Annotated in this window: 21 protein-coding genes, 3 tRNA genes and 4 pseudogenes; 10 read left to right on the forward strand and 18 right to left on the reverse strand. The window is 56.2% G+C overall.

Translation table 11 applies throughout. The annotated features are described in order from the left end of the window. Positions 1-98: 98 nt before the first annotated feature. The 4 genes from IHQ43_RS15645 to IHQ43_RS15660 all read left to right on the forward strand — a co-directional run bounded on the left by IHQ43_RS15645 (position 99) and on the right by IHQ43_RS15660 (position 2,743). Complete coding sequence (locus IHQ43_RS15645) at positions 99-1,724, forward strand: ATP-binding cassette domain-containing protein (RefSeq protein ID WP_192561206.1); 1,626 nt, start codon at positions 99-101, stop codon at positions 1,722-1,724. A gap of 71 nt (positions 1,725-1,795) precedes the next feature. Next, positions 1,796-2,026, forward strand: coding sequence for a hypothetical protein (locus IHQ43_RS15650; RefSeq protein ID WP_192561207.1), 231 nt, complete (start codon positions 1,796-1,798; stop codon positions 2,024-2,026). Positions 2,027-2,145: 119 nt separating this feature from the next. Then, entirely contained in the window at positions 2,146-2,376 is a 231-nt protein-coding gene (locus IHQ43_RS15655) for a hypothetical protein (RefSeq protein ID WP_039768768.1), read from the forward strand. 82 nt (positions 2,377-2,458) lie between these two features. Continuing rightward, positions 2,459-2,743 (forward strand): hypothetical protein, encoded by a 285-nt coding sequence (locus tag IHQ43_RS15660; RefSeq protein WP_192561208.1) that lies wholly within the window; start codon positions 2,459-2,461, stop codon positions 2,741-2,743. Between the two features lie 85 nt (positions 2,744-2,828). Here IHQ43_RS15660 and IHQ43_RS15665 read toward each other — a convergent pair whose 3' ends face one another. Both IHQ43_RS15665 and IHQ43_RS15670 read right to left on the reverse strand, forming a co-directional pair. After that, positions 2,829-3,122 carry a hypothetical protein gene (locus tag IHQ43_RS15665; RefSeq protein WP_192561209.1) on the reverse strand — a complete coding sequence of 98 codons (294 nt, stop codon included), beginning with the start codon at positions 3,120-3,122 and terminating at the stop codon, positions 2,829-2,831. 60 nt (positions 3,123-3,182) lie between these two features. Beyond that, entirely contained in the window at positions 3,183-3,512 is a 330-nt protein-coding gene (locus tag IHQ43_RS15670; protein WP_244142211.1) for a hypothetical protein, read from the reverse strand. 119 nt (positions 3,513-3,631) lie between these two features. Between IHQ43_RS15670 and IHQ43_RS15675 the strand changes: the two genes are divergently transcribed. Together IHQ43_RS15675 and IHQ43_RS15680 are read left to right on the forward strand one after the other, a co-directional pair. Next, complete coding sequence (locus tag IHQ43_RS15675; protein WP_192561210.1) at positions 3,632-4,078, forward strand: hypothetical protein; 447 nt, start codon at positions 3,632-3,634, stop codon at positions 4,076-4,078. 120 nt (positions 4,079-4,198) lie between these two features. Beyond that, positions 4,199-4,600, forward strand: a complete 402-nt coding sequence (locus tag IHQ43_RS15680) for a hypothetical protein (protein ID WP_192561211.1) — start codon at positions 4,199-4,201, stop codon at positions 4,598-4,600. Positions 4,601-5,392: 792 nt separating this feature from the next. Here IHQ43_RS15680 and IHQ43_RS15685 read toward each other — a convergent pair. The 7 genes and pseudogenes from IHQ43_RS15685 to IHQ43_RS29595 form a co-directional block, all read right to left on the reverse strand. Continuing rightward, positions 5,393-5,821 (reverse strand): annotated as a pseudogene (locus IHQ43_RS15685) (lysis system i-spanin subunit Rz); the annotation flags it as partial. Further along, a pseudogene (locus IHQ43_RS15690) lies at positions 5,821-6,269 on the reverse strand (cell wall hydrolase). The pseudogenes IHQ43_RS15690 and IHQ43_RS15685, both read right to left, overlap by 1 nt. Positions 6,270-6,328: 59 nt before the next feature. Continuing rightward, positions 6,329-7,348 (reverse strand): acyltransferase family protein, encoded by a 1,020-nt coding sequence (locus IHQ43_RS15695; protein ID WP_192561212.1) that lies wholly within the window; start codon positions 7,346-7,348, stop codon positions 6,329-6,331. 51 nt (positions 7,349-7,399) lie between these two features. After that, positions 7,400-7,768, reverse strand: coding sequence for a tail fiber assembly protein (locus IHQ43_RS15700; RefSeq protein ID WP_192561213.1), 369 nt, complete (start codon positions 7,766-7,768; stop codon positions 7,400-7,402). A 567-nt stretch (positions 7,769-8,335) separates the two neighbouring features. Continuing rightward, positions 8,336-8,645, reverse strand: a pseudogene (locus IHQ43_RS15705) (tail fiber domain-containing protein); the annotation flags it as partial. 21 nt (positions 8,646-8,666) lie between these two features. After that, positions 8,667-9,278, reverse strand: coding sequence for a hypothetical protein (locus IHQ43_RS15710; RefSeq protein WP_244142212.1), 612 nt, complete (start codon positions 9,276-9,278; stop codon positions 8,667-8,669). Between the two features lie 68 nt (positions 9,279-9,346). Then, positions 9,347-9,655 carry a hypothetical protein gene (locus tag IHQ43_RS29595; RefSeq protein ID WP_425220306.1) on the reverse strand — a complete coding sequence of 103 codons (309 nt, stop codon included), beginning with the start codon at positions 9,653-9,655 and terminating at the stop codon, positions 9,347-9,349. A gap of 420 nt (positions 9,656-10,075) precedes the next feature. Between IHQ43_RS29595 and IHQ43_RS15715 the strand changes: the two genes are divergently transcribed. Both IHQ43_RS15715 and IHQ43_RS15720 read left to right on the forward strand, forming a co-directional pair. Further along, positions 10,076-10,441 carry a hypothetical protein gene (locus IHQ43_RS15715; protein ID WP_244142213.1) on the forward strand — a complete coding sequence of 122 codons (366 nt, stop codon included), beginning with the start codon at positions 10,076-10,078 and terminating at the stop codon, positions 10,439-10,441. A 61-nt stretch (positions 10,442-10,502) separates the two neighbouring features. Continuing rightward, on the forward strand, positions 10,503-11,033 hold the full coding sequence (locus IHQ43_RS15720; RefSeq protein ID WP_192561214.1) for a hypothetical protein: 531 nt from the start codon (positions 10,503-10,505) through the stop codon (positions 11,031-11,033). Here the strand turns inward: IHQ43_RS15720 and IHQ43_RS29415 are convergent. The 8 genes and pseudogenes from IHQ43_RS29415 to IHQ43_RS15755 form a co-directional block, all read right to left on the reverse strand. After that, positions 11,023-11,151 (reverse strand): annotated as a pseudogene (locus tag IHQ43_RS29415) (Arm DNA-binding domain-containing protein); the annotation flags it as partial. The gene IHQ43_RS15720 and the pseudogene IHQ43_RS29415 sit on opposite strands and share 11 nt — an antisense overlap. Before the next feature lie 163 nt (positions 11,152-11,314). Continuing rightward, positions 11,315-11,401 (reverse strand) — tRNA-Leu (locus IHQ43_RS15725). Between the two features lie 194 nt (positions 11,402-11,595). Then, positions 11,596-11,669 (reverse strand) — tRNA-Cys (locus IHQ43_RS15730). A gap of 46 nt (positions 11,670-11,715) precedes the next feature. Further along, positions 11,716-11,791, reverse strand: a tRNA-Gly gene (locus tag IHQ43_RS15735). A gap of 60 nt (positions 11,792-11,851) precedes the next feature. After that, positions 11,852-12,412, reverse strand: coding sequence for a CDP-diacylglycerol--glycerol-3-phosphate 3-phosphatidyltransferase (gene pgsA / locus IHQ43_RS15740; protein WP_192561215.1), 561 nt, complete (start codon positions 12,410-12,412; stop codon positions 11,852-11,854). 32 nt (positions 12,413-12,444) lie between these two features. Beyond that, positions 12,445-14,268, reverse strand: a complete 1,824-nt coding sequence (gene uvrC, locus IHQ43_RS15745) for an excinuclease ABC subunit UvrC (RefSeq protein ID WP_192561216.1) — start codon at positions 14,266-14,268, stop codon at positions 12,445-12,447. A gap of 2 nt (positions 14,269-14,270) precedes the next feature. Further along, positions 14,271-14,912 carry a response regulator transcription factor GacA gene (gacA, locus tag IHQ43_RS15750; RefSeq protein ID WP_032829778.1) on the reverse strand — a complete coding sequence of 214 codons (642 nt, stop codon included), beginning with the start codon at positions 14,910-14,912 and terminating at the stop codon, positions 14,271-14,273. Positions 14,913-15,039: 127 nt separating this feature from the next. Continuing rightward, positions 15,040-15,483, reverse strand: a complete 444-nt coding sequence (locus tag IHQ43_RS15755; protein WP_192565010.1) for a GNAT family N-acetyltransferase — start codon at positions 15,481-15,483, stop codon at positions 15,040-15,042. Positions 15,484-16,131: 648 nt separating this feature from the next. On the opposite strand from IHQ43_RS15755, the gene IHQ43_RS15760 reads away from it, so the two are divergent. Then, positions 16,132-17,208, forward strand: a complete 1,077-nt coding sequence (locus IHQ43_RS15760) for a 3-deoxy-7-phosphoheptulonate synthase (protein ID WP_192561217.1) — start codon at positions 16,132-16,134, stop codon at positions 17,206-17,208. A gap of 60 nt (positions 17,209-17,268) precedes the next feature. On the opposite strand, the gene IHQ43_RS15765 is transcribed toward IHQ43_RS15760, so the two are convergent. Beyond that, a complete protein-coding gene (locus IHQ43_RS15765; RefSeq protein ID WP_192561218.1) occupies positions 17,269-18,381 on the reverse strand; it encodes a hypothetical protein in 1,113 nt (370 codons plus the stop codon). Between the two features lie 340 nt (positions 18,382-18,721). Between IHQ43_RS15765 and IHQ43_RS15770 the strand changes: the two genes are divergently transcribed. Next, the gene (locus tag IHQ43_RS15770) at positions 18,722-19,591 is read left to right on the forward strand and encodes an esterase/lipase family protein (protein ID WP_192561219.1); all 870 of its coding nucleotides are present in this window, start codon (positions 18,722-18,724) and stop codon (positions 19,589-19,591) included. Positions 19,592-19,660 lie beyond the last annotated feature (69 nt).

Below are 19,660 nucleotides of genomic sequence, written 5' to 3' on the forward strand. Positions count from 1 at the left end.
GACGACCGCAGAAGTGAACAACTAAGCCTTCAAAAATGTAATCGCGACACGCCCTTCATGGCGCTTGTCAGTGTTCACGACATTTTTTGGAGGTGCCGATGACTCACGTCTCGCGTACGCCTGCTCTCGTCTCCGTGAATCAACTGGGTTTTCAGTTCGCCAATGGCGAGACGATCTTCACTGCACTCAATCTGAAATTCGATCACACCCCGACCGCCATTGTCGGGCGCAACGGCGTTGGCAAAAGCGTGCTGGCGCGCCTGATCGCCGGACATTGGCAACCTACCAACGGCAGCGTGACGCGCGCCGTGGCGACGACCTACGTGGCACAAACCTTTGTCGCGACACCCGGCGAGACGGTCGCCGAGTCCACCGGCAGCGTCGCGATTCTTCAGGCGCTGGAGCGAATGAACCGGGGCTGCGGATCAGTCAAGGATTTCGACCTCATTGGCGAACAATGGGATCTGGCGCAGCGTCTGCGGCGCATGCTCGATGACGCCGGGCTGACAGAAGTTGCCTTCACCGATCACACCGGCAACCTCAGTGGCGGCCAGCAAGCGCGCATCGCCCTGATTGGCGCGTTTATGAGTCAGGCTCCTCTGCTGGTCCTCGATGAGCCGACGAACCATCTGGACGCATCGGGACGGCAATGGCTGATGAACTCGCTGGAGCGCTGGCAAACTGGTTTGATCGTCGTGAGCCATGATCGGCAACTGCTCGACCGGATGCAGCGGATCGTCGAATTGAGCGCGTCGGGTGCAATTGAATTCGGTGGCAATTACTCGGCATTCCGCGAGCATCAGCGAATCCATCAAGCCGCGGCGCAAGCACGTCTCGACCACGCCAGAAGCGAACGCCAGCGCGAGCGGAATCGGCTACGGCGCGAACACGACACGATACAGCGCCACGCTGCCAACTCTCGACGCAACGCCGAAACCGCCAACATTGCCAGTTTCGAATACGTGGCGATCAAGGGCGCCGCCCGGGAAATCATGGGGCATGTCCGTCAGGGTCATCAGGCCCGCAAGTCAGAGCTCGATGCCCAGGTACGCGAGGCTTACGCCAAGGTGCAACCCGAGGACAGCGTGTTGATCAATTTGCCCGGGAGCGCCGTGCCGAACAACCGTCAGATCTGCACGCTGATCGACGCTCGGCTGCCCTGGCTGCCAAACGGCGCACTGAGCCTTACGATCCACGGCCCGATGCGGATCGCTGTCAGCGGGCCCAACGGCTGTGGCAAATCAACCCTGTTGAAAGTGCTCGCCGGGGAACTGTCACCCGTCGATGGAGCCGCCACGACTCACGTGCCCTTCGCATTCCTTGATCAGCAACTGGCGCAACTGGACGATCAGCGTTCCATCACCGAACAGCTGATGATGCAAGGGGCTGCGCTGACCGAAGGCACCCTGCGCAGCTATCTCGCCCACTTGCAGCTGGATGCGAGCCGCGCGACCGCCCCCTGTGTTTCGTTGAGCGGTGGCGAGCGCCTGAAAGCGGCGCTGGCACTGGCCTTGTGGCGAGCGGATCCTGCGCAGCTGTTGCTGTTGGATGAGCCTACCAATCATCTGGATCTGCCGTCGGTGGAAGCATTCGAACGGGCGGTGCAGGCATTTCTTGGCGCCATTGTCGCCGTTTCCCACGATCAGGACTTCCTCTCAGCACTGAATCCGACCCACCACCTGCGCTGGCTCCCATCAGGCTGGCAACTGCACCCGACGAACTGACCTGTGTATTTTTTGCACGATTGGTCAGGGCTTCTATAGTTGATCTGGTACGAATCAGCCGCGGTGACGCCATGGAAGACATATTCGTCGTGAAGCGCTGCAACAAGATCGTCATCCACGGCCGGCGCGCCGGAGAAGCGCTCCATGAGCCCGCCGAAGCCCTGGGCTGGTATCGCATCTGCGACACGCGAACCGGCGGTTTCATCGGCGATGGCTACGACCGGGAAGAAGACGCCCGCAAGGAATGTCATAGGCTCAACGCCGCCAGCTCGCGAGTGACCGCCCCCGAGTCTTCGGGCTGATAGCTGTCATTTACGGGTCTATACTCAAACCAGCTGAAGGAGCAGCGCCCCAACGGCAGAGAGCTCGCGCTTGCGGGCTTTTTGCTGCCACCGAGCGGATTAATGAACGGAGGTGTTCCATGTCCGAAAAAGAGTCCATCACCACTCTCCTTACCTTGCTCGAGGCTCGGGAGGCGCGTCTCGCGGCAGCGTGCAAAGAGATCGCCGACTGGGTCGATCATCAAGGCGGACACCCGACCGCCCTGCGCATCCGCGACCGGTTGAACGATATCGACAAGGACACTCCGCTGATTCGCAGTACCTTGTCTTCGCTCAAACCCATCGATCGGCCATTGCCACGATTCAGATAATTCGTCGATTCGCCTGCTGCGTGAAAGAACCCCTTTGGTCGTGAGAGGTCAATACCTTTACACGTCACCAAGGAGGCGTCTTATGGTCATTCATTTCAAAATCGACGGTCACCTGGCCTGTGGGCACAAGGGCAACAACCTCTCCTCCAGCAGCGAACTCAATCGAGTGAAATGCCGTAGTTGCCGCAATACCGACGCATACAAGGATGCACGCAAAGATCAGCGCAATGCCGCGCGGCGCGCGGCTCGCCACTCCAGAGCTGCGCACACGGCGTCCGACTGGCGTTCGGAATGGATCGAGCGATTGACCGCGATGGCAGGACTTCAGCGCTTGCCTAGAGGGTTTACCGGGCAAGCATTTGTCTGAACAAAAAATGGGCCGATTGAATCGGCCCTTTTTGCTGTTCGCTAAACGCTCTGGTGATTAGAGCCCGGTTAATGGAGTAGTCGACTTACTTCGTTTCCTTTACTTGGCAAACTCCATTGGCTTTGTTCTTGCCCGTGTACGAAACATCGGGTGAGCCGTCAGGCATGATCGTGAGCGAGATGGTCACGCCGCTGCCTTTGGCTTCGAAGGCGTTATCGTTGAATTTCTTCAGCTTCCCTTCTTTCCCATTGATATAGATCGGGCCACCTTTGTCCGCGTGGACCTCGATATTTCCAGGACATGTTGCGTTCAACAGCGGGATGCCGGCTTGAGCAACGGCGGAAGACAAAAGCAAAACGCTCAGTAGCAATCTCTTCATCATCATTGTCCTTTGTTGGATTGACCAAGAAAGAAGCAGTAGCTCCCACCCTCTTCAGATTCAGAAGTAGATCAGGAGGAATTTAACGTTGAAAAAAATGAGGATCAGCGCCGTCAACAAGCCAGGTGAACGCATAAGTCCCAGCAGGATGTAGAGAAAGGGATTCAACAGTCCGATCAGGAAAAAAACCCAAGGGGCGAGTCTTAACCGATCCGGATCAAACAGCGCCCAGATCATAAGCCCAAGCCATACAGCCCAAAAAAAGTACATCGTCACACCGTCGACGCGGAAAAAAGCCCGCTTGAAGGTATGCCCCACGGTATCCGTTTCGTTAAGCATATGCGCCACCGCGCTGACTGCTGCACTTGAATCATAGCTGAGACGTCGCAATGACCTTCAATCCATTGCCCGTGGAGGGCAAAGTTTGCCCATGGATCATCCTGAACTTGAAATAGTGGCGTGTTGCCGTTATTGATGGACGCATTTTCACTAGTAAGGACGCTCAACCTATGCCTTTTGCTCCTCTTCGCCATGCTGCTATCGGCCTACTGGCTGCTACCACTCTTTTCGGATGCGCCACTGCTCCAAAGGAAACCTGGACCAATAAAGGCCCCTCCGAAATTGTCACCAAGCAAGGGCAAAGAGTCTGCTATTCAGATGCCAACATCATCGGCGGTGAGCGGGTGTTCGGCATGCTGTGCGCGACCCCGAACTCTGGATTGCTGAATGAAGGCGAGCCACTGATCATGGCTGGCCCCGCTTATCACCGCCTCTTTAAAGCAGGTTTCGGCGAGACCACAAAAGGTATGGATATTCCGCTCGGAGATAAAACTGGGCGACTTCAATGCGACCCCTTCAAGGCTGATGCCAATAAGTCTTCACCAGAGAGCTTCTGCCGAATCACAGTGGATGGGCAGATGGTGGTAAGTGCAAAAATCACCTTCGCCGATAAATAACCTGGAGGTGCCGTACTCGCCTGCGGCACACCTACTCTGGTCTGTCTCGCTCAATGCTTGTGGCGATGACTGAATGGCGGTGGCCACGTGATTGGCGCCACGACGCTCAAGGCAAGGAACATGGCAAACCTAACAAAACTGCGCATCGGGCTGACAATCGGAGCACTTGTCGGCCTACTCCCGATTACTTTGCTTTTCACAGCGGGCATGATTGGCATCTTTGTCCCCGCCATATTTATTCCTCCTACCACTCCCTTCGTCGTGGCAGGATCCATTGGTGTCTGTTTCATCTCGATTTTCAGCATCGGTTCGGCTTGGAAAATCTACGCGCTATCAATGGCAACCTCACCCAATCTTCGACACACTCGACTACTGGCGTTTGGCGCTGTGGTGACCATGGTCTGGGGGTTGATGGTCGCCTTCTATGTTCGCGAAATACCAGAAGCCACATGCATATTCCTCATGCCTGGAGTCATTTCTTCGACCATGCTTGCTATTACCCTAAAACGAGTGCGGACTTGAAGACAGCGTTACCAGTCAGCGACATCAGTAAATCACCACGCCAGTCGAACTGGGGAAGCGCTGGAGAATGTGCTCAAAAAAGCGCGAATCACCGCTAAGGAATGCGAAACTCGGCTCAACAAAAAGGCCGCACTAGGCGGCCTATTGATTGGGTCTCGCGGAACTCAGCGCAAGCCAGTGAAACAGAAGATGGTGCCCGAAGCCGGAACCTAATTAGCCTGCAAAACATCAATATTTATTGACCCCTGCACAGAAACACCAATTTCGATGTACTGATCCGTGTACTAATTAATCGCTGCCCTGATATGCGCCCTTTGCTGATCATCACTGTATCACCTGATGTTACAGCTCGTCGCCTCGCGCTCCCACCCAGCACTCCTCGATTACTGTATATCCAAACAGCATCAAGCAAGGCGCTCCCGTGGATCCCTCCGACATCGAAAACACAGACGACTGGCTAGGCTGCCCGACGCCGCTCGAAACCTGCTGGCAGCAGCTCAGGCTCTACGAAAATGAGTTTGAGGAATTGAATCGACAGCTCCGTGAAGAGCGGGAGCGCATATTCAAGCTGGTTGAGCTGCACGCCGCTGCGGCATCGGACCGCGATCAGCTCCGAACTCAACTGGCGGCGGTGAAGTCAGTGGTGGCCGACGCGAAGCGAAGAGCCACGGATATTGAAACCAAAAGAAACTGGGAGTTGATGGCGAAAGGCAGAGAAATCAGCGAGCTGACTACCCAGATCAGGATTCTGAAGGGTGACAGCCCGTTCAAAGACCACTTCCCCCAACAGCGTGAAACAGACCGGACGTAATCCTGGCACGCCTGCAGCGCAATCAGTCCCCGGTCGCCTTCGTCGGTGATGGCGATAATTCTTTGAGCATGCGCTGGGTCAAGTCGGGCGCGTACGGCTGCATGATCCACGCTGCCGGCGCCGGCGGTGGCAGGCACTGAACAGCCACCGGTTGAACCTGCATCGAGGAGGACTGACAGCCGCAGATCAGAAGTGGCAAGGCGATCGCGCAGAAGAGCCTGGTTTTTTTGAGCATTGGTCATTTTCTCGAAGTGGGTTTTGTCACTGGCCGCCAGCCGCTGCTCGAGCGCCAGCCGCTTGCCCTGCTCGGCCTGTTGCTTGCCGTACCGCCAGTCCTGGACCTGCCAAGCGATGCCGAATCCGCCCAGCACCAGCGCCACCGCGCCGACGACCTTCCACGGCACGATCATCACGGCACTTCCCTGAAAAAGACGTGGCCTCCAAGCTTGAGCGTCTGCTTTGCCTTCGCAGCCCAAGCCGGCGGAGTTTTCATGCTCAGCGCGTAGTAGTGCGTGGCGCCGCCGGTCGGATCCGACACATTGCCGTCGATCACCTGGTCAGCAGCGATCCGACACTGCGCCAGCTCGCGGAACGGGATATCTCGCGCACCACTCAGAAACGGGCATTCGGATCGTTCTTGTTCCAGCAGCTGAACTGATACGGCTTCTGGCACACGCCGGCGTAGCCCTCCCACCACCACCACCACCACCACCACCACCACCATGAATTGGCCTTGCCATCAAACACCCGGTTACGGATGGTCCAAGCCAGGGCAATTTTTCCAGCCAGGCTTTCGCCGCGAGCCTCGCCCCACAGCGTTCGAGCAAGGATGTCGCGGTCTCTTTCGGTTGTAGCCATAGCTTTCCTCCAGACGAAAAAAAACCCGCACATGGCGGGTTTATTTTTTATGATCACTCTCAGGTTCTAAAAATTCGCGATTGAATCTTGTGTCTCAAATTCTCCATTGGGCCTTCGAAGCAGTAAAAAAGCACCGCCCCAGCTAAAACGGAACCAATAATCCCGACAACCATTAACAAAAAACTCGTCGGCCGACCCTGCGTGACTAGTGCGTAAATCATAATATGAATCAAATAAATTGAATAACTCCACTCACCAATCTTTCTAAAAACGATATTTTTCAGCAAGCCACCCAAACGTCCTTTCCCGTCAGCTAGAACAAGGATAAACAGCATCCATAAAGGGGAGAACAACAAATATTTGTTCATTAACCATTTATCTATCGGCATGCCAAAAATAATGTTTCTGAAATATGGAAACGTCATAACAATTATAACAATTATCGACAAACCGATGATATCTGCCTTCTGATCATCCAATTTATCCCGAAAGGAATGATGGATGATCGCGCAAACTATTCCGAAGGTGAAGCTGGATAAGTACCAGCGCGTTTCAACCGAATTCTCGGGAGTCAGCCAATACGGCCAAATCGACTGTTGAGCAACCACTAAAAGCGCGCAACCAAGCGTAGCTAAGTAAAGGCCGAACCTGTTATAAATCTCAATTACCAGATAAGCAAATAGAGGGAGGATAAAATAAAATTTAAACTCGGCGGGTATAGTCCATAAATGTCCATATCCTGACTCAAAGGTAATTGCACGAACAATGTCAAATCTAGTCTCTAATCCAATCCAACCTTTAGAATAGTAAATAAGCACGACAAGATAAAACAAGGGTAGAATCCTAAGAATCCGTCCCACAGCATAACTGATAGTCGATTTCAGGCCAAACCCTGACTTCATAAACTTAGAAGTTAAAAGAAAAGCGCTCAGTACAAAAAACAACCACACCCCTATCTTGCCTGTGCCCGCTAAGAGTGTGCCTGTAGACGGAAAAAAGTAGGCGCTCGCATGAATACAGATAACAATCAGGCAAGCAAGCCCCCTAATCCCATCCGCCCCTTCAAATCGTCCAGACATAACGCTCCTAGCAAATCGACGCACCCTACCACCTTAGTAATCTTCCATCAATTAGCTCGAAATAATATTTTTCGAATTGGTGTTATTAGGGGGCAAAGCCCAGTCCGGTGTTTCCGGCCAACCAGGTCGGGATGGGGTCTTGCTCAGCGCGCTTCGATAAATCTTCCAGTTTCGCAGCCGATCGGAGTCTTCCTCTGTGATCGCCCCGACTTCGAAGTCGTCCTGCAAGGGTTGGATCGTCTGGCTCGCAATAGCCATCAGCGCCGCGAGTTGCTGGGATTGCTGCCGCGCCATTTCATCGCGCTCAGACTTTTCGGTCAGCCACTGAGGAATCACCTCAACGAACGCTTCACCCTCGGAAAGGGTCTCGCCCACTTTTACGCTGCGCCAGCCGATGTCTGTGATTGCGTATCCGTTCATCCCTATCGCTCCAGGCTGTAACCGAGGACGTCAATAAACGTGTTGCCGCCGCTCGATGTGTTGAGGTAGTTGATTTGGCCGTTTTCGATTGGCGTCCGCGTGGTGTAACGGCACAGTGGCAACGAAGCGTCGAGAGCCATCGCCGGTTTTCTGCCGGGCTGTGCCGTTGGCATACACGGCAGGCGCGGTGGTGTTCATTTCCAGTGTCGGTGTGCCTGCGTTATCGAAGATGTACAGGTAGTAGGTAGAAGGTGTTAGCGATCAGCGTTCCCGGCGTGAACGAGTAGGTCAGCTGACTTGGAACCAGCAACACCCGGTTCAGTCCTGGCACGTGCGCAGCACCCGGTGACACGCTGACAGATCCTGAACTGCCCCAGATCGGCCGAAGCCCTTCGATGTAGCCGTTCGAGATTCGCGTGGCTTGAGCCTGAAGCTTTCCAACCGCAGCAAGCACTGAGTCAGCCGCGGAAACCGCAGCGACGTCCGAAACCACCAGTCCCGTCAGCAGAGCCGCGCGCACTCTCGCGTCGGTGAAGTACTTGTTGATCGTTCCTTCCGACAGGCCGTCCGTGTTTGTCAGGGCAGCAAGCTGCGCGCCGAACTGATTGACCAGCGCCCGCAGAGCATCCGCAGAATCCTTGACGTAGCCCTGCATCGGCGCCAGCGCATACGTGCCGGAGGAATTGGTTGCACCCTGATAATTGCGCGAGATCGACATCGCCGTGTCGCTGGCGATGTTGGTGACCTCATACCAGCCACCGTCTGGACCTCGGAAGGCATCGCCGACGCGCGAATTGGCAATGAATGCGGTCCCAGAACCGATTACCGCATTGGAATTTTGGACGACAGAAACCGTCCCGGTTTTGTACCAGGGCATAGTTGCATCCTATAAAAGGGGCTAAGCAGCTTGTTTTGCGAAAACTGCCGGAAGGAAAAAAGCGAACGAATTTGATGCAGCAACAGTAATTGCGTAGAGCTTGCTGTTGGGAAAATCCCACCAGCAGTAGAGGTTGCGAGGAATCCCGCTGCCTGAAGTCATTGGCATGCCGAACGTATTCAGCAGCATGAATTCGTTTTGTGGGAAGTCGAACGGAACCGAGTAATAGATGCGGGTCAGCCCTTGTGGGTCGAGGTCATATGTGACGCAGCTCCCGTTCTGGAAAGCCCTGGTGAAAGTGGCATTGGGTGTGCCCGAGTCAAAAAGAAGTTTCCCGGCGCCATCCCACAAACGCATTCCGTACTGGGCAACGGCCTGCGCAGCGAACGCAGCCACGAAATATCGTCCATTAGGTTGAGCCGTGTTCGCGCTGTAAGCCCGAACATAGAACCCGGTCCAGTTACCCGCCGATCCGATTAGTCGCATCTGGCATAGGCCGGCAACCGCATTGACCGTATCCGGACGCACAAACACCAGTGGCGGCTCTTGCGAAGTTACAGGCCGTGCGAAATAGGTCGTCGAGCCGAGCCCACCCTCCTCCGTCGGTGCAAACCTTCCGGCAGAGATCACCATCTATCGAGCGAACTCGGAATCGAGGGTGACGACGTTGCTGTTATTGGTGAATTGAACGCCATATCCCATCAGTTCCACCTCATCACGATCAGCCGCATGGTACCGGATGATGTGAAACTGGCAGCGTAGGTGCGCGTGTGGTTGTAGACGCGGGCAACACCATCAAGCATCTCGGTTTCAAATTGCATCTGAGAAGCGCTGTATGCCCCAGTCGGAACCACGATGGCGGTTCCATTCCCGGGGCCGACACCAGGCACCGCGAAATCCTGGCTTCCCTTTGAAGTCCCGACCGCGAAAGTCACCAGTGTTGAAAGCGCGAGCCGACCAACGACTCGGCAATCAACACTGTGCGGGGCACGTTCATTGATCCGTCGCAGTCGTGGACGGAAACCGTGGAGACGGCAAGCCGTTCACCAAGACTTAGCAGGTGCACCTGTGCGGCAACAGCGTCAGCCCGCCGCCGATGGCCGCACTGGCCCGGGCGAACGACCCATGGCGAGTTGTCGAGCGGCAGGCAGCAGCAGCGTAGTCACAACCACGGGAACGACGACAGCCAATCGGCCAGACGTAACAGAATCTGGCTGAGGAAATCGACAAACATTTGGTACATCAGATCGGCAATCAGGCGTTTCATGCGAAGTCGCTCCACAGCTATTGGGTAAGGCGACATTCTCCAATGACTGCACTGCTCGATCGCCTGAGGAAAACTGTGCCAAGCGCTGGCACAACTAAAACTTTCAATCTTTCCCCCATTGACACCCTCCACCGCCCGGGCATGCCCCGGCATAGGACTCCACATGCCCAAAGAAAACAAGCTCACCCTCAAGCGCCAGCGTTGCGAGCAGGTCAACAAAGTAATCCTGATCATTGCCAGCCACGGTCGCCGGTTCTTCTACGACGATGTCACGGGCCGTTATGCCAGCATGGAAGTCGATCATCGCGGAAAGGTTTGGATCGTCGACGAATACACAGGTAAGCGAATCTTCACCCATGAAACGGTTTGGGGCGGGCGGTGGCACGGGTTCAACCATGGCGGGACGCTGAAGGTCTGGTCAAAAAGTTTCGGGACTACATCTGCACGGGAGAACCACTGCACCCGGGATACCTCGGCCCGGAGCGATTCAGCGACAGCAATATCTGGGGTTACGACGAGGCCGGAATGAAAGCGGTGCGCGAGCATGCCGGTGCCCTTCATGTCTTCCGCCAACTACTCACGGAGGCAGCATGATCAACTTCTTCTGGCGCCTGGTCGCCAGGCTCCTGGCTCGCGCGGCCATCGCCGCCTGGCTCATCGCCCGCGCCAAGCTCACCCCGTACCAGCACATCATGTCCGCCGACGGCACCGAGATGTACATGGGCCGCTGGTGGCTGTTCAACCCGTACAGCCGGGAGACGCACAAGCCGGCGCCGTGGTGGTGCCCGTGGCCGTTCCGGATCCACCACATCCTGCGGCCGGACGCCGATCGTGACTTGCACGATCATCCGTGGAACGCCCGAACGATCATCCTGTGCGGCTGGTACGCGGAGGAACGTTTGGAGATGACAAGCATCGCTGACTGGCTATCCGACCGGCCAACACTGCTCCTGCCGGATGATGAGGTTTACAAGGTCGCGATGCGGACCCGCAGCCCCAGCGACACCGCCCGCCTCAACCACGGCGAATACCACCGCATCGACCAGGTATCCCCCGGCGGCGTCTTTCTGGATAGGTACCCAGGGACATGCGCGGCTGGCTGCCGTGTCATGAAAACCTGAAGTGCCAAGACTTCGTGCCGTTTGGGGCAACGAACAGGGATAGACAACTGGCGTCAGTCAGAGTGAAGCTCTTTTCGGCCGGCTTGGCCTGGCGCACAGCGGTATCAGTGAGAGGCATTAGTACATCACCATTGCAGTCGAACTGGGGAAGGACTGAATGATGTACAAAAAATATGAGAAGTGGTGAGAATGCTTGATAAGTGCTGAAAAAGAAAAAGCCCCTACAGGTCTATGCCATTGGGGCTTTTTGATAAGTCTTGAGAAGACCTGAGAATCAGAAATGGTGCCCGAAGCCGGAATCGAACCGGCACGCCCTTACGAGCGGGGGATTTTAAGTCCCATGCGTCTACCAGTTTCGCCATTCGGGCGGTAGCGCGGTGTTGCTTGGCTCTGATGACGATTCACAGTCCTGACAGGAACTGCACGTCGGCGGCAGAGGGGAAATATATACATCACATCCCGGTGAAGCAAGTTTGCAGTTGCAGTTTCAAAGACTAAATCTTTCAGTGCAACGTAAATAAAAAAGCTCCGTAAATCATGGATCTACGGAGCTTGTTTATAGTGGAGGCCGAGGTCGGAATCGAACCGGCGTAGGCGGATTTGCAATCCGCTGCATAACCATTTTGCTACTCGGCCTCAAAACATTTGCTGTCAGTAGCGCAACAACAAACGTTGTACAAATTGGAGCGGGAAACGAGACTCGAACTCGCGACCCCGACCTTGGCAAGGTCGTGCTCTACCAACTGAGCTATTCCCGCTTGGTGTGGCGCATTCTATAGATTCCAGATGTCCCGTCAACCCTTTGATTCAAAAAAGTTTTATTTCTTTTCAACATCGGTCTTCAGATGTGGCCAGGCAGCGCGAAGGTATTGAACCATCGACCACAGGGTCAGACCTGCCGACACCATCAGCAACGAGTAACCGATGAAAACCCAGAAACTGAAAACCTTGGGGTTGGCCAGGAGGATTACCAGTGCAAGCATTTGCGCAGCAGTTTTCCACTTGCCCAGATTCGACACGGCCACATGAGCCCGTGCACCGAGTTCGGCCATCCACTCTCGCAGCGCCGAGACAACGATCTCGCGACCGATGATCACAGCGGCCGGCAGTGTGAGCCAAAGGTTGCCATGCTCTTGCACCAGCAACACCAGGGCAACAGCCACCATCAGCTTGTCAGCGACAGGATCCAGAAACGCACCAAACGGCGTGCTTTGCTCCAGGCGTCGCGCGAGATAGCCATCCAGCCAGTCAGTCGCCGCCGCAAAGGCGAATACCGAACTTGAGGCCAGATAGCTCCACTGGTAAGGCAGATAGAACAGCAGGATAAAGATCGGAATGAGCAGGACGCGGAGAACGGTAATCAGATTAGGGATATTCATCGGCACAACTGGCTACGAGGTGAATGGGCATTCTACTCACTATGCAGGTTTGCATAAATCGACTCTGCTAGCTTTTTGCTGATCCCCGGTGCTTTGGCGATCTCTTCGATGCTTGCACGAGACAGCTCCTGCAATCCACCAAAATGTTTCAACAAGTCCCGACGACGGGTCGGCCCAACGCCCGCAACGCCTTCCAGCGTCGACGTGCGGCGAGTCTTGCCGCGCCGCGCGCGGTGGCCCGTGATTGCAAAGCGGTGGGCCTCGTCACGAATCTGCTGGATCAGATGCAGCGCCGGCGAATCCCCCCGCAAGGTGAACTCGTTTGCTGCATCATTCAGATACAAAGTCTCGAATCCGGCCTTGCGCGTGGCCCCCTTCGCGACCCCCAGCAGAATCAGATCCGACACAGCCAGTTCGTTGAGCACATCACGCGCCATCGACAACTGCCCCTTGCCTCCGTCCACCAGCAGAATATCCGGCAACTTGCCCTCTCCGTCCTTCAGTTTGCTGAAGCGTCGAGTCAGGGCCTGATGCATGGCGGCATAATCATCGCCGGCCGTTACGCCTTCGATGTTGTAGCGGCGATAATCCGATTTGATCGCCCCTTCCGGACCGAACACCACGCAGGAAGCAACCGTTGCTTCACCGCTGGAGTGACTGATGTCGTAGCACTCCAGGCGTTGGGGTGGCTCGTCAAGATTCAAGACTTCTGCCAGCGCTTCGAAGCGTGCGGCCACGTGTTGACGGTTCGCCAGCCTTGCACCCAGCGCCTGTTCCGCGTTGGTCACGGCCAGTTGCTGCCAGCGCGCCCGCGTTCCACGCACCCGATGACTGATGGTCAACTCACGCCCGCGCAACGACTGAATGGCCTCGATCAGCGCAGGAAAGTCTTCGTGCACGACGTTTACGATCAGTTCGCTCGGCAGGTCGCGCTCCGGGCTGCTGATAAAATATTGCCCCAGAAACGCTGCCATGACCTCGGCAACCTCTTCCTCAATTCCAACCTGAGGGAAGAAATTCTTGCTGCCAAGCACCCGCCCTCCCCGCACGCTGATCAGGTGGACGCAGGCACCACCCGGGTTCACGAACGCGGCGATCACATCGATATCACCCGTTCCGCCTTCCATGCTTTGCTGATCCTGTACCCGACGCAGCAACGCAATCTGGTCACGCAGTTCGGCGGCACGTTCAAATTCCAGATTGATCGCAGCCTCCTCCATCGCCGTCGACAGCTCATTAGTCAACGCATGGCTGCGTCCTTCGAGGAACATCACCGAGTGACGCACATCCTCGGCGTAAACCTCAGGTTCGACCAGCCCGACACAAGGCGCCTTGCAGCGCTTGATCTGATATTGCAGGCACGGCCGGGTCCGGTTCTTGTAGTAACTGTCCTCACACTGACGCACGAAGAACGTCTTTTGCAGAAGGCTGAGGCTTTCGCGGATCGCTCCGGCACTCGGATAAGGACCGAAATATTTGCCCTTGGCCTTCTTGGCCCCACGATGAATGCTCAGGCGCGGAAACTGTCCGTCAGACAGAAAGACATAGGGGTAGGATTTATCGTCGCGCAACAGGATGTTGTAAGGCGGCCGCCACTCCTTGATCAGGGTTTGCTCTAGCAGCAATGCCTCTGTCTCGTTGGACGTGATGGTGGTTTCGACCTGGGCGATACGCCCGACCAGTGCCGCGGTTTTCGGCGCCAGCCCCGTCTTGCGAAAATAACTGGCCAGGCGTTTCTTGAGGTTCTTGGCCTTGCCGACGTACAGCAGACGCGCATCGCTGTCGAACATGCGATACACGCCAGGGCGCCCGCTGACGGTCGATAAAAAAGCGCCCGAATCGAATGTTTCAGTCATGGTCAGAGGCTGGCATCAACCATGCCGTGCCGAACCGCCAGAAGCGTCAGTTCGACATCGCTGCTGATCGAAAGCTTCTCGAAAATCCGGTAACGGTAGGTATTCACGGTTTTCGGCGACAGGCATAACTTGTCGGAAATGATCTGCACCTTCTGACAGCCGACAATCATCAGCGCAATCTGGATTTCCCGTTCCGACAACGCATCGAACGGTGAATCGTTGGTGGGCTGGAACGACTTGATTGCCAGTTGCTGGGCAATTTGCGGGCTGATGTAGCGCTGGCCGGCGAACACCAGGCGAATGGCCTGAACCATTTCCGGCAATCCTGCACCCTTGGTCAGATACCCCGCCGCACCGGCCTGCAACAACCGTGTAGGAAACGGATCCTCCTCACACACGGTGACCGCGACCACTTTGATGTCGGGATGACTTCGCAACAGTTTGCGCGTGGCTTCGAGGCCGCCGATGCCCGGCATCTTGACGTCCATCAGCACTACGTCGGGCTTCAACTCACGAGCCTTGATGAGGGATTCTTCCCCGGACTCGGCCTGGCCTACCACCTGCAAGCCATCGATATCGGCCAGCATCCGTGTAATGCCTGTACGAACGAGATCATGGTCGTCGACCACTAGCACCCTAATCAAGCAGACACCTCGCGATATGGTCTTATTGGGATGCCGGACACCTTAGCAAAAAGTGCCGGACAGACCTAGCGGCAAGCGACATATAAAAAGTTTCAATTCTTCATCGAGGGCTTGCCAGCCGTGGGTTTCAGAGCACAGGTGTACTGAAATCAAGCTGCATTCGCAGGAAACACTCGTCCTCGCCCTGCACAAACATTCCTTTTCTTCGATACAGGTTTTGCGCCGGATTGTTCCTGAACACCGTCAGGCGCAACGCCGGGCGACGCTCCAGCCGAGCCATGGCAATAACCTGATCGATCGCCCAGGATCCCGCGCCCTGGCATTGAGCGCTTTCGACGATCTGCAATTCGCGGATATACAGGGCCCGAGCATCACGACTCAGACTGAAATACCCCATCAATTCGCCTTCACTAAGGATCAACCAGTTTTCGCGCCCGGCCCAGGCGACATCAAATGCCTCGTCCTGCCACAGCAGGTCATAGTGAATGTAGTAGCGGAGCATGTTTCGGCAAGTCAGCTCTCGCACAAACGACAGGTCGGCGGATGTTGCCTGGCGTAACTCAAAACTCATTCCTGCCTCTATCTTTTTCAAATTCAGGCCCGTCCTTGAGCACAAGTTCAGAGAATGGAGTGTGTCACACCTTGGCGGGCGCTCAACCCATAGAGTCCCTCTTGTGCCTCCGATAGCAATTTCTGATTGCTGACGCGCAGCAGCCTCTAGTAAGCTCGGCGCATTCATTGGAGACAGCTCATGTTCAACACCCTCTCACAGCTTCGTACCGCCAGCGCCTCGCGCTCGGGTGCGGCTGCCCGGGCGAACGGTGTCTGCGCTGCTCCAGCAAGCTTCTATTTTGGGTATTGGTTTAGCCACTGGCGCGCCTGATACCCACACGGCGCCCATTTGAACGGGTCGCCCACCAGAGATTTCTCAACCCCCGGTCGGCCTCCCGACCGGGGGTTTTGTTTTTTCAGGCCCGAACTTTTTCAGCAACACACCAGACACTTTGAGGATTCATCAGATGAACTACGCCACTTATTACCGTTACGACAGTTTTTCCGCCTGGCGATTTACCAGCCCCCGCTCGGGACAGCCTGCCGCCTCCGATCGGTCACCCAAAGGTGGCAAGCCAACACACGTAGCCAATCCGGCCAATTGTCGAACACCCCAGTAGGGCCGAGTGTGCGGGAAGCCCCCGCCGTCCGCCCAGGAATACCGAAAATGAACTCGTCCGTTTCTGCTCTTCCACTGTCCACCTTGAACTCTGCCAACGAAGCACTGACCCTGCGTCTGCCAAGTTCGCTGCAGCTCAAGCAGCAACTGCCGCTCAGCAATGCCCTGAGCAATCAAATCGTTGCCCACCGCCAGGCGGTCCGCGCGATTCTCAATGGTGAAGACCAGCGTCTCTTGGTGATCGTCGGCCCCTGCTCGATACACGACCCCAAATCCGCGCTTGAGTACGCCGAAAAACTCGCACAACTGGCCAGCGAAGTCCGTGAGAGCATGTTGCTTGTCATGCGCGCCTACGTAGAAAAACCTCGCACCACCGTCGGCTGGAAAGGCCTGGCATACGACCCTCATCTCGACGGTAGCGACGACATGGCTGCGGGCCTGGCGCTATCGCGCGAACTGATGCTGGAAATGATCCGCCTCGGACTGCCGGTTGCCACTGAACTGCTGCAGCCCATGGCAGCCGGATACTTCGACGATCTGCTGAGCTGGGTCGCCATTGGCGCCCGTACCACTGAATCACAGATCCATCGTGAAATGGCCAGCGGTCTCGGCATGCCGGTCGGCTTCAAGAATGGAACCGATGGCGGTGTCGCCATTGCCGTCGATGCGATGCGCTCGGCAGCTCATCCCCATCGCCATTTCGGCGTAGATAGCCAAGGCCATCCGGCAATCATCCCGACACTCGGCAATCCGGATACGCATCTGGTGTTGCGGGGCGGACATCAGGGGCCGAACTACGACCGTGAAAGCGTTTCCAGGATCAACAGCGAATTGAACCGACTGAAAATCCCGAGCCGTATAATGGTCGACTGCAGCCACGCCAACAGCGGCAAGGACCCGCTTCGCCAGCCCGACGTGTTCAATCATGTACTGGAGCAGCGCTTGCAGGGCGACCGTTCTCTGATCGGCATGATGCTTGAATCGCACCTGTTCGAAGGATGCCAACCCCTGAGCGAGTCCCTTCGTTACGGCGTTTCGGTTACCGATGGCTGCCTCGGGTTCGAGGCCACGAGACAATTACTGCTGGACGCCGCACACCGTATGCGGGAACAGACTTCGGCCTGATCATGAACACCGCCCTCCGCGGAGTTTCAACCGGAGGGCGGCTACGTTCACAACGGTGGGTCAAGCCTGAACGCGCACCAAGGTCACCCCGGATTCCTGACTGACATCATCCAGCCGCTCGACCGAGTAGGACAACCGTACAACCGTGTTCACATGCTCGCGCCAGAACCGGTAAGGCACGATAAAGACCAAAGGCTGCATGGCCATCCCTCCGATGATTTCTCGGTCGTCCCTATGGAAGAATGACTCGCCGTCACACTTGAGATAAACCAGCTCGCCTTCCTCCACCCGCGCATCACTGATCATCACGCTGATGCCATCGGTGGCATCCTGCACCTCAAGCACACCCTCATTCGCTTCAAGCACCCGAGGGGCCGGCAGCTCGCCTCGTACCAACGGAGCAATACCGATTTGCGTAACGCCTGACTCGCGAACGGCTCCGCTTTTCTGCTCGACACGGTAGCGGACCACCACCTCGCCGCCCAGATGCGGGAGGATGAATTCGGGAGCGACACCGAACACAAGGGGCTGACCGACAGCAAAGGATTCTACGATCAGGATGTCGCGAAACGATGCCTCCGGCGAAGGCCCCTGCCAGATCAACTCCACCCGGTCGCCTGAACTCATCCCGGCATAGGGCTGAAGGATGGCAGTCGTTCCCTCGGGTACGCGAGCCGGATCAAGAGTGCCCCCGACGACATCCTCCACGAGGACGGGCAACAGACTGTAGCGGACGTCTCCGACATCCAGCTGTATGCGCGATGACGTTGCAGGCGCCGACCTGGTGACGCTGCTCAGTGTCCAGAAGACTTCCAGCGTGCCCCCGTCCAGCGCAGCGATGTGAACATCCCGCACGATCAGAACCATATCCTTGCCCAACTGACGCTCACTGACGGATCTCGCAATGTCGTGCCGATACGACAATCCTTCTATATCGAGACCATGCCAGCTCAGCACAACCCTGTCCCCGCATGCCATTCCAGGCCAGGGCGCAATCCTTATAACAACCCTGCTCAATGACGGATCAACGACAGCGCCAACAATTGAGTCCAGCGTGGGCGCCGGTAACAGCAAATCCCCTGCACACTCCCGACAGAGTCCGAACGACTGAACGCTGTGATCCTCCTTCCATATGTCCTTTTCTTGCAAGACCGTTGCTTGTACATCATTCATCAGTCGCCTCTCCATTCCCTGGAATTGACACGTCGCCTGAGCTCTGCGTCGAAGAGCCTCTATTTAAAACGCTTCACCATCAATCCGATGTCAGCTCCGCGCTGTTCAAGTCATGGCTAAACGCACTAAAGGAAGTAGGCAAAAAAGGAAAAAATACTTTCACTGAGGCGGAAGCTGTCTAAATGTTCCGAAGTGGATTTCATCCAGCAGTGAAAATTCACACACGCATTGATCCAGTTTCCAACACATGATGGCGATTCTTCAGGCATCCCAAGGCGCACGACTGTTTTAGAGTGGCACGCAGAAAACATCGACGATCATCTGCGATCAAGGACGAAAAATGCTACTAAATGCGACAACCAACCATCCTATTCTTTTGGTGCATGGCCTGTTCGGATTCGAGCGCATTGGCCCGTTCGAACTGTTCCACGACGTCAAGCAGGCGCTCAAGGCCGTCGGCGCGCAGGTGTTTGTGCCTCATCTGTCGGCCATCCATGACAATGAAATACGCGGGGAGCAACTGCTCTCGCAAATCCACTCTGTGTTGAGAGGCACAGGCGCGACCAAAGTCAACCTGATCGGTCACAGTCAAGGCGCACTCGCGGCACGCTATGCTGCTGCGCTAGCCCCACACAACGTTGCGTCCGTTACGTCTGTCAGCGGACCAAACCACGGTTCGGAACTGGCGGACTTCCTGCGCAAGGCGCTGATACCTGGAAGACTGCCGGAGGTCGTGGCACAGAACGTGGCAACACGGTTTGCCGACTTCCTCTCCCAGCTCAGCGGGCATGCAACATTGCCGCACAACGCACTGGCTGCGCTGGCTGCCCTGACGACAGAAGGGGTTGGCAACTTCAATGACAAGTATCCGCAGGGTCTGCCCACGGCCTGGGGCGGTCACGGTGCCGAGTGGGTGAATGGTGTTCGCTATTACTCCTGGAGCGGTGTTGTACCGGAACTCGAGGAGCCGTCACTCGGCCCGGTACAGGAGATCTGCAGCGCCCTGTCGGAGTACTTCGTTACAGAGCTCGCCCAGAACGACGGGTTTGTCGGTCGCTTCAGTTCTCACCTGGGTACCGTGATCCGCTCCGACTACCCCCTCGACCATTTGCAAACGCTGCGGCGGGCCACCGGACAACATGCCATGGTGAACGACTCGATAAGTCTCTATGTCGAGCATGCCTTGCGCCTTCAAGCCGCTAATCTGTAGATGGCGCATCAGACGAGCGAACGGAACTTTGCCGAGAAATCGGCCACTGAATCCGGTAGGCTCCCCCCT

Source organism: Pseudomonas gozinkensis (genome assembly GCF_014863585.1).
Lineage (GTDB): Bacteria > Pseudomonadota > Gammaproteobacteria > Pseudomonadales > Pseudomonadaceae > Aquipseudomonas > Aquipseudomonas gozinkensis.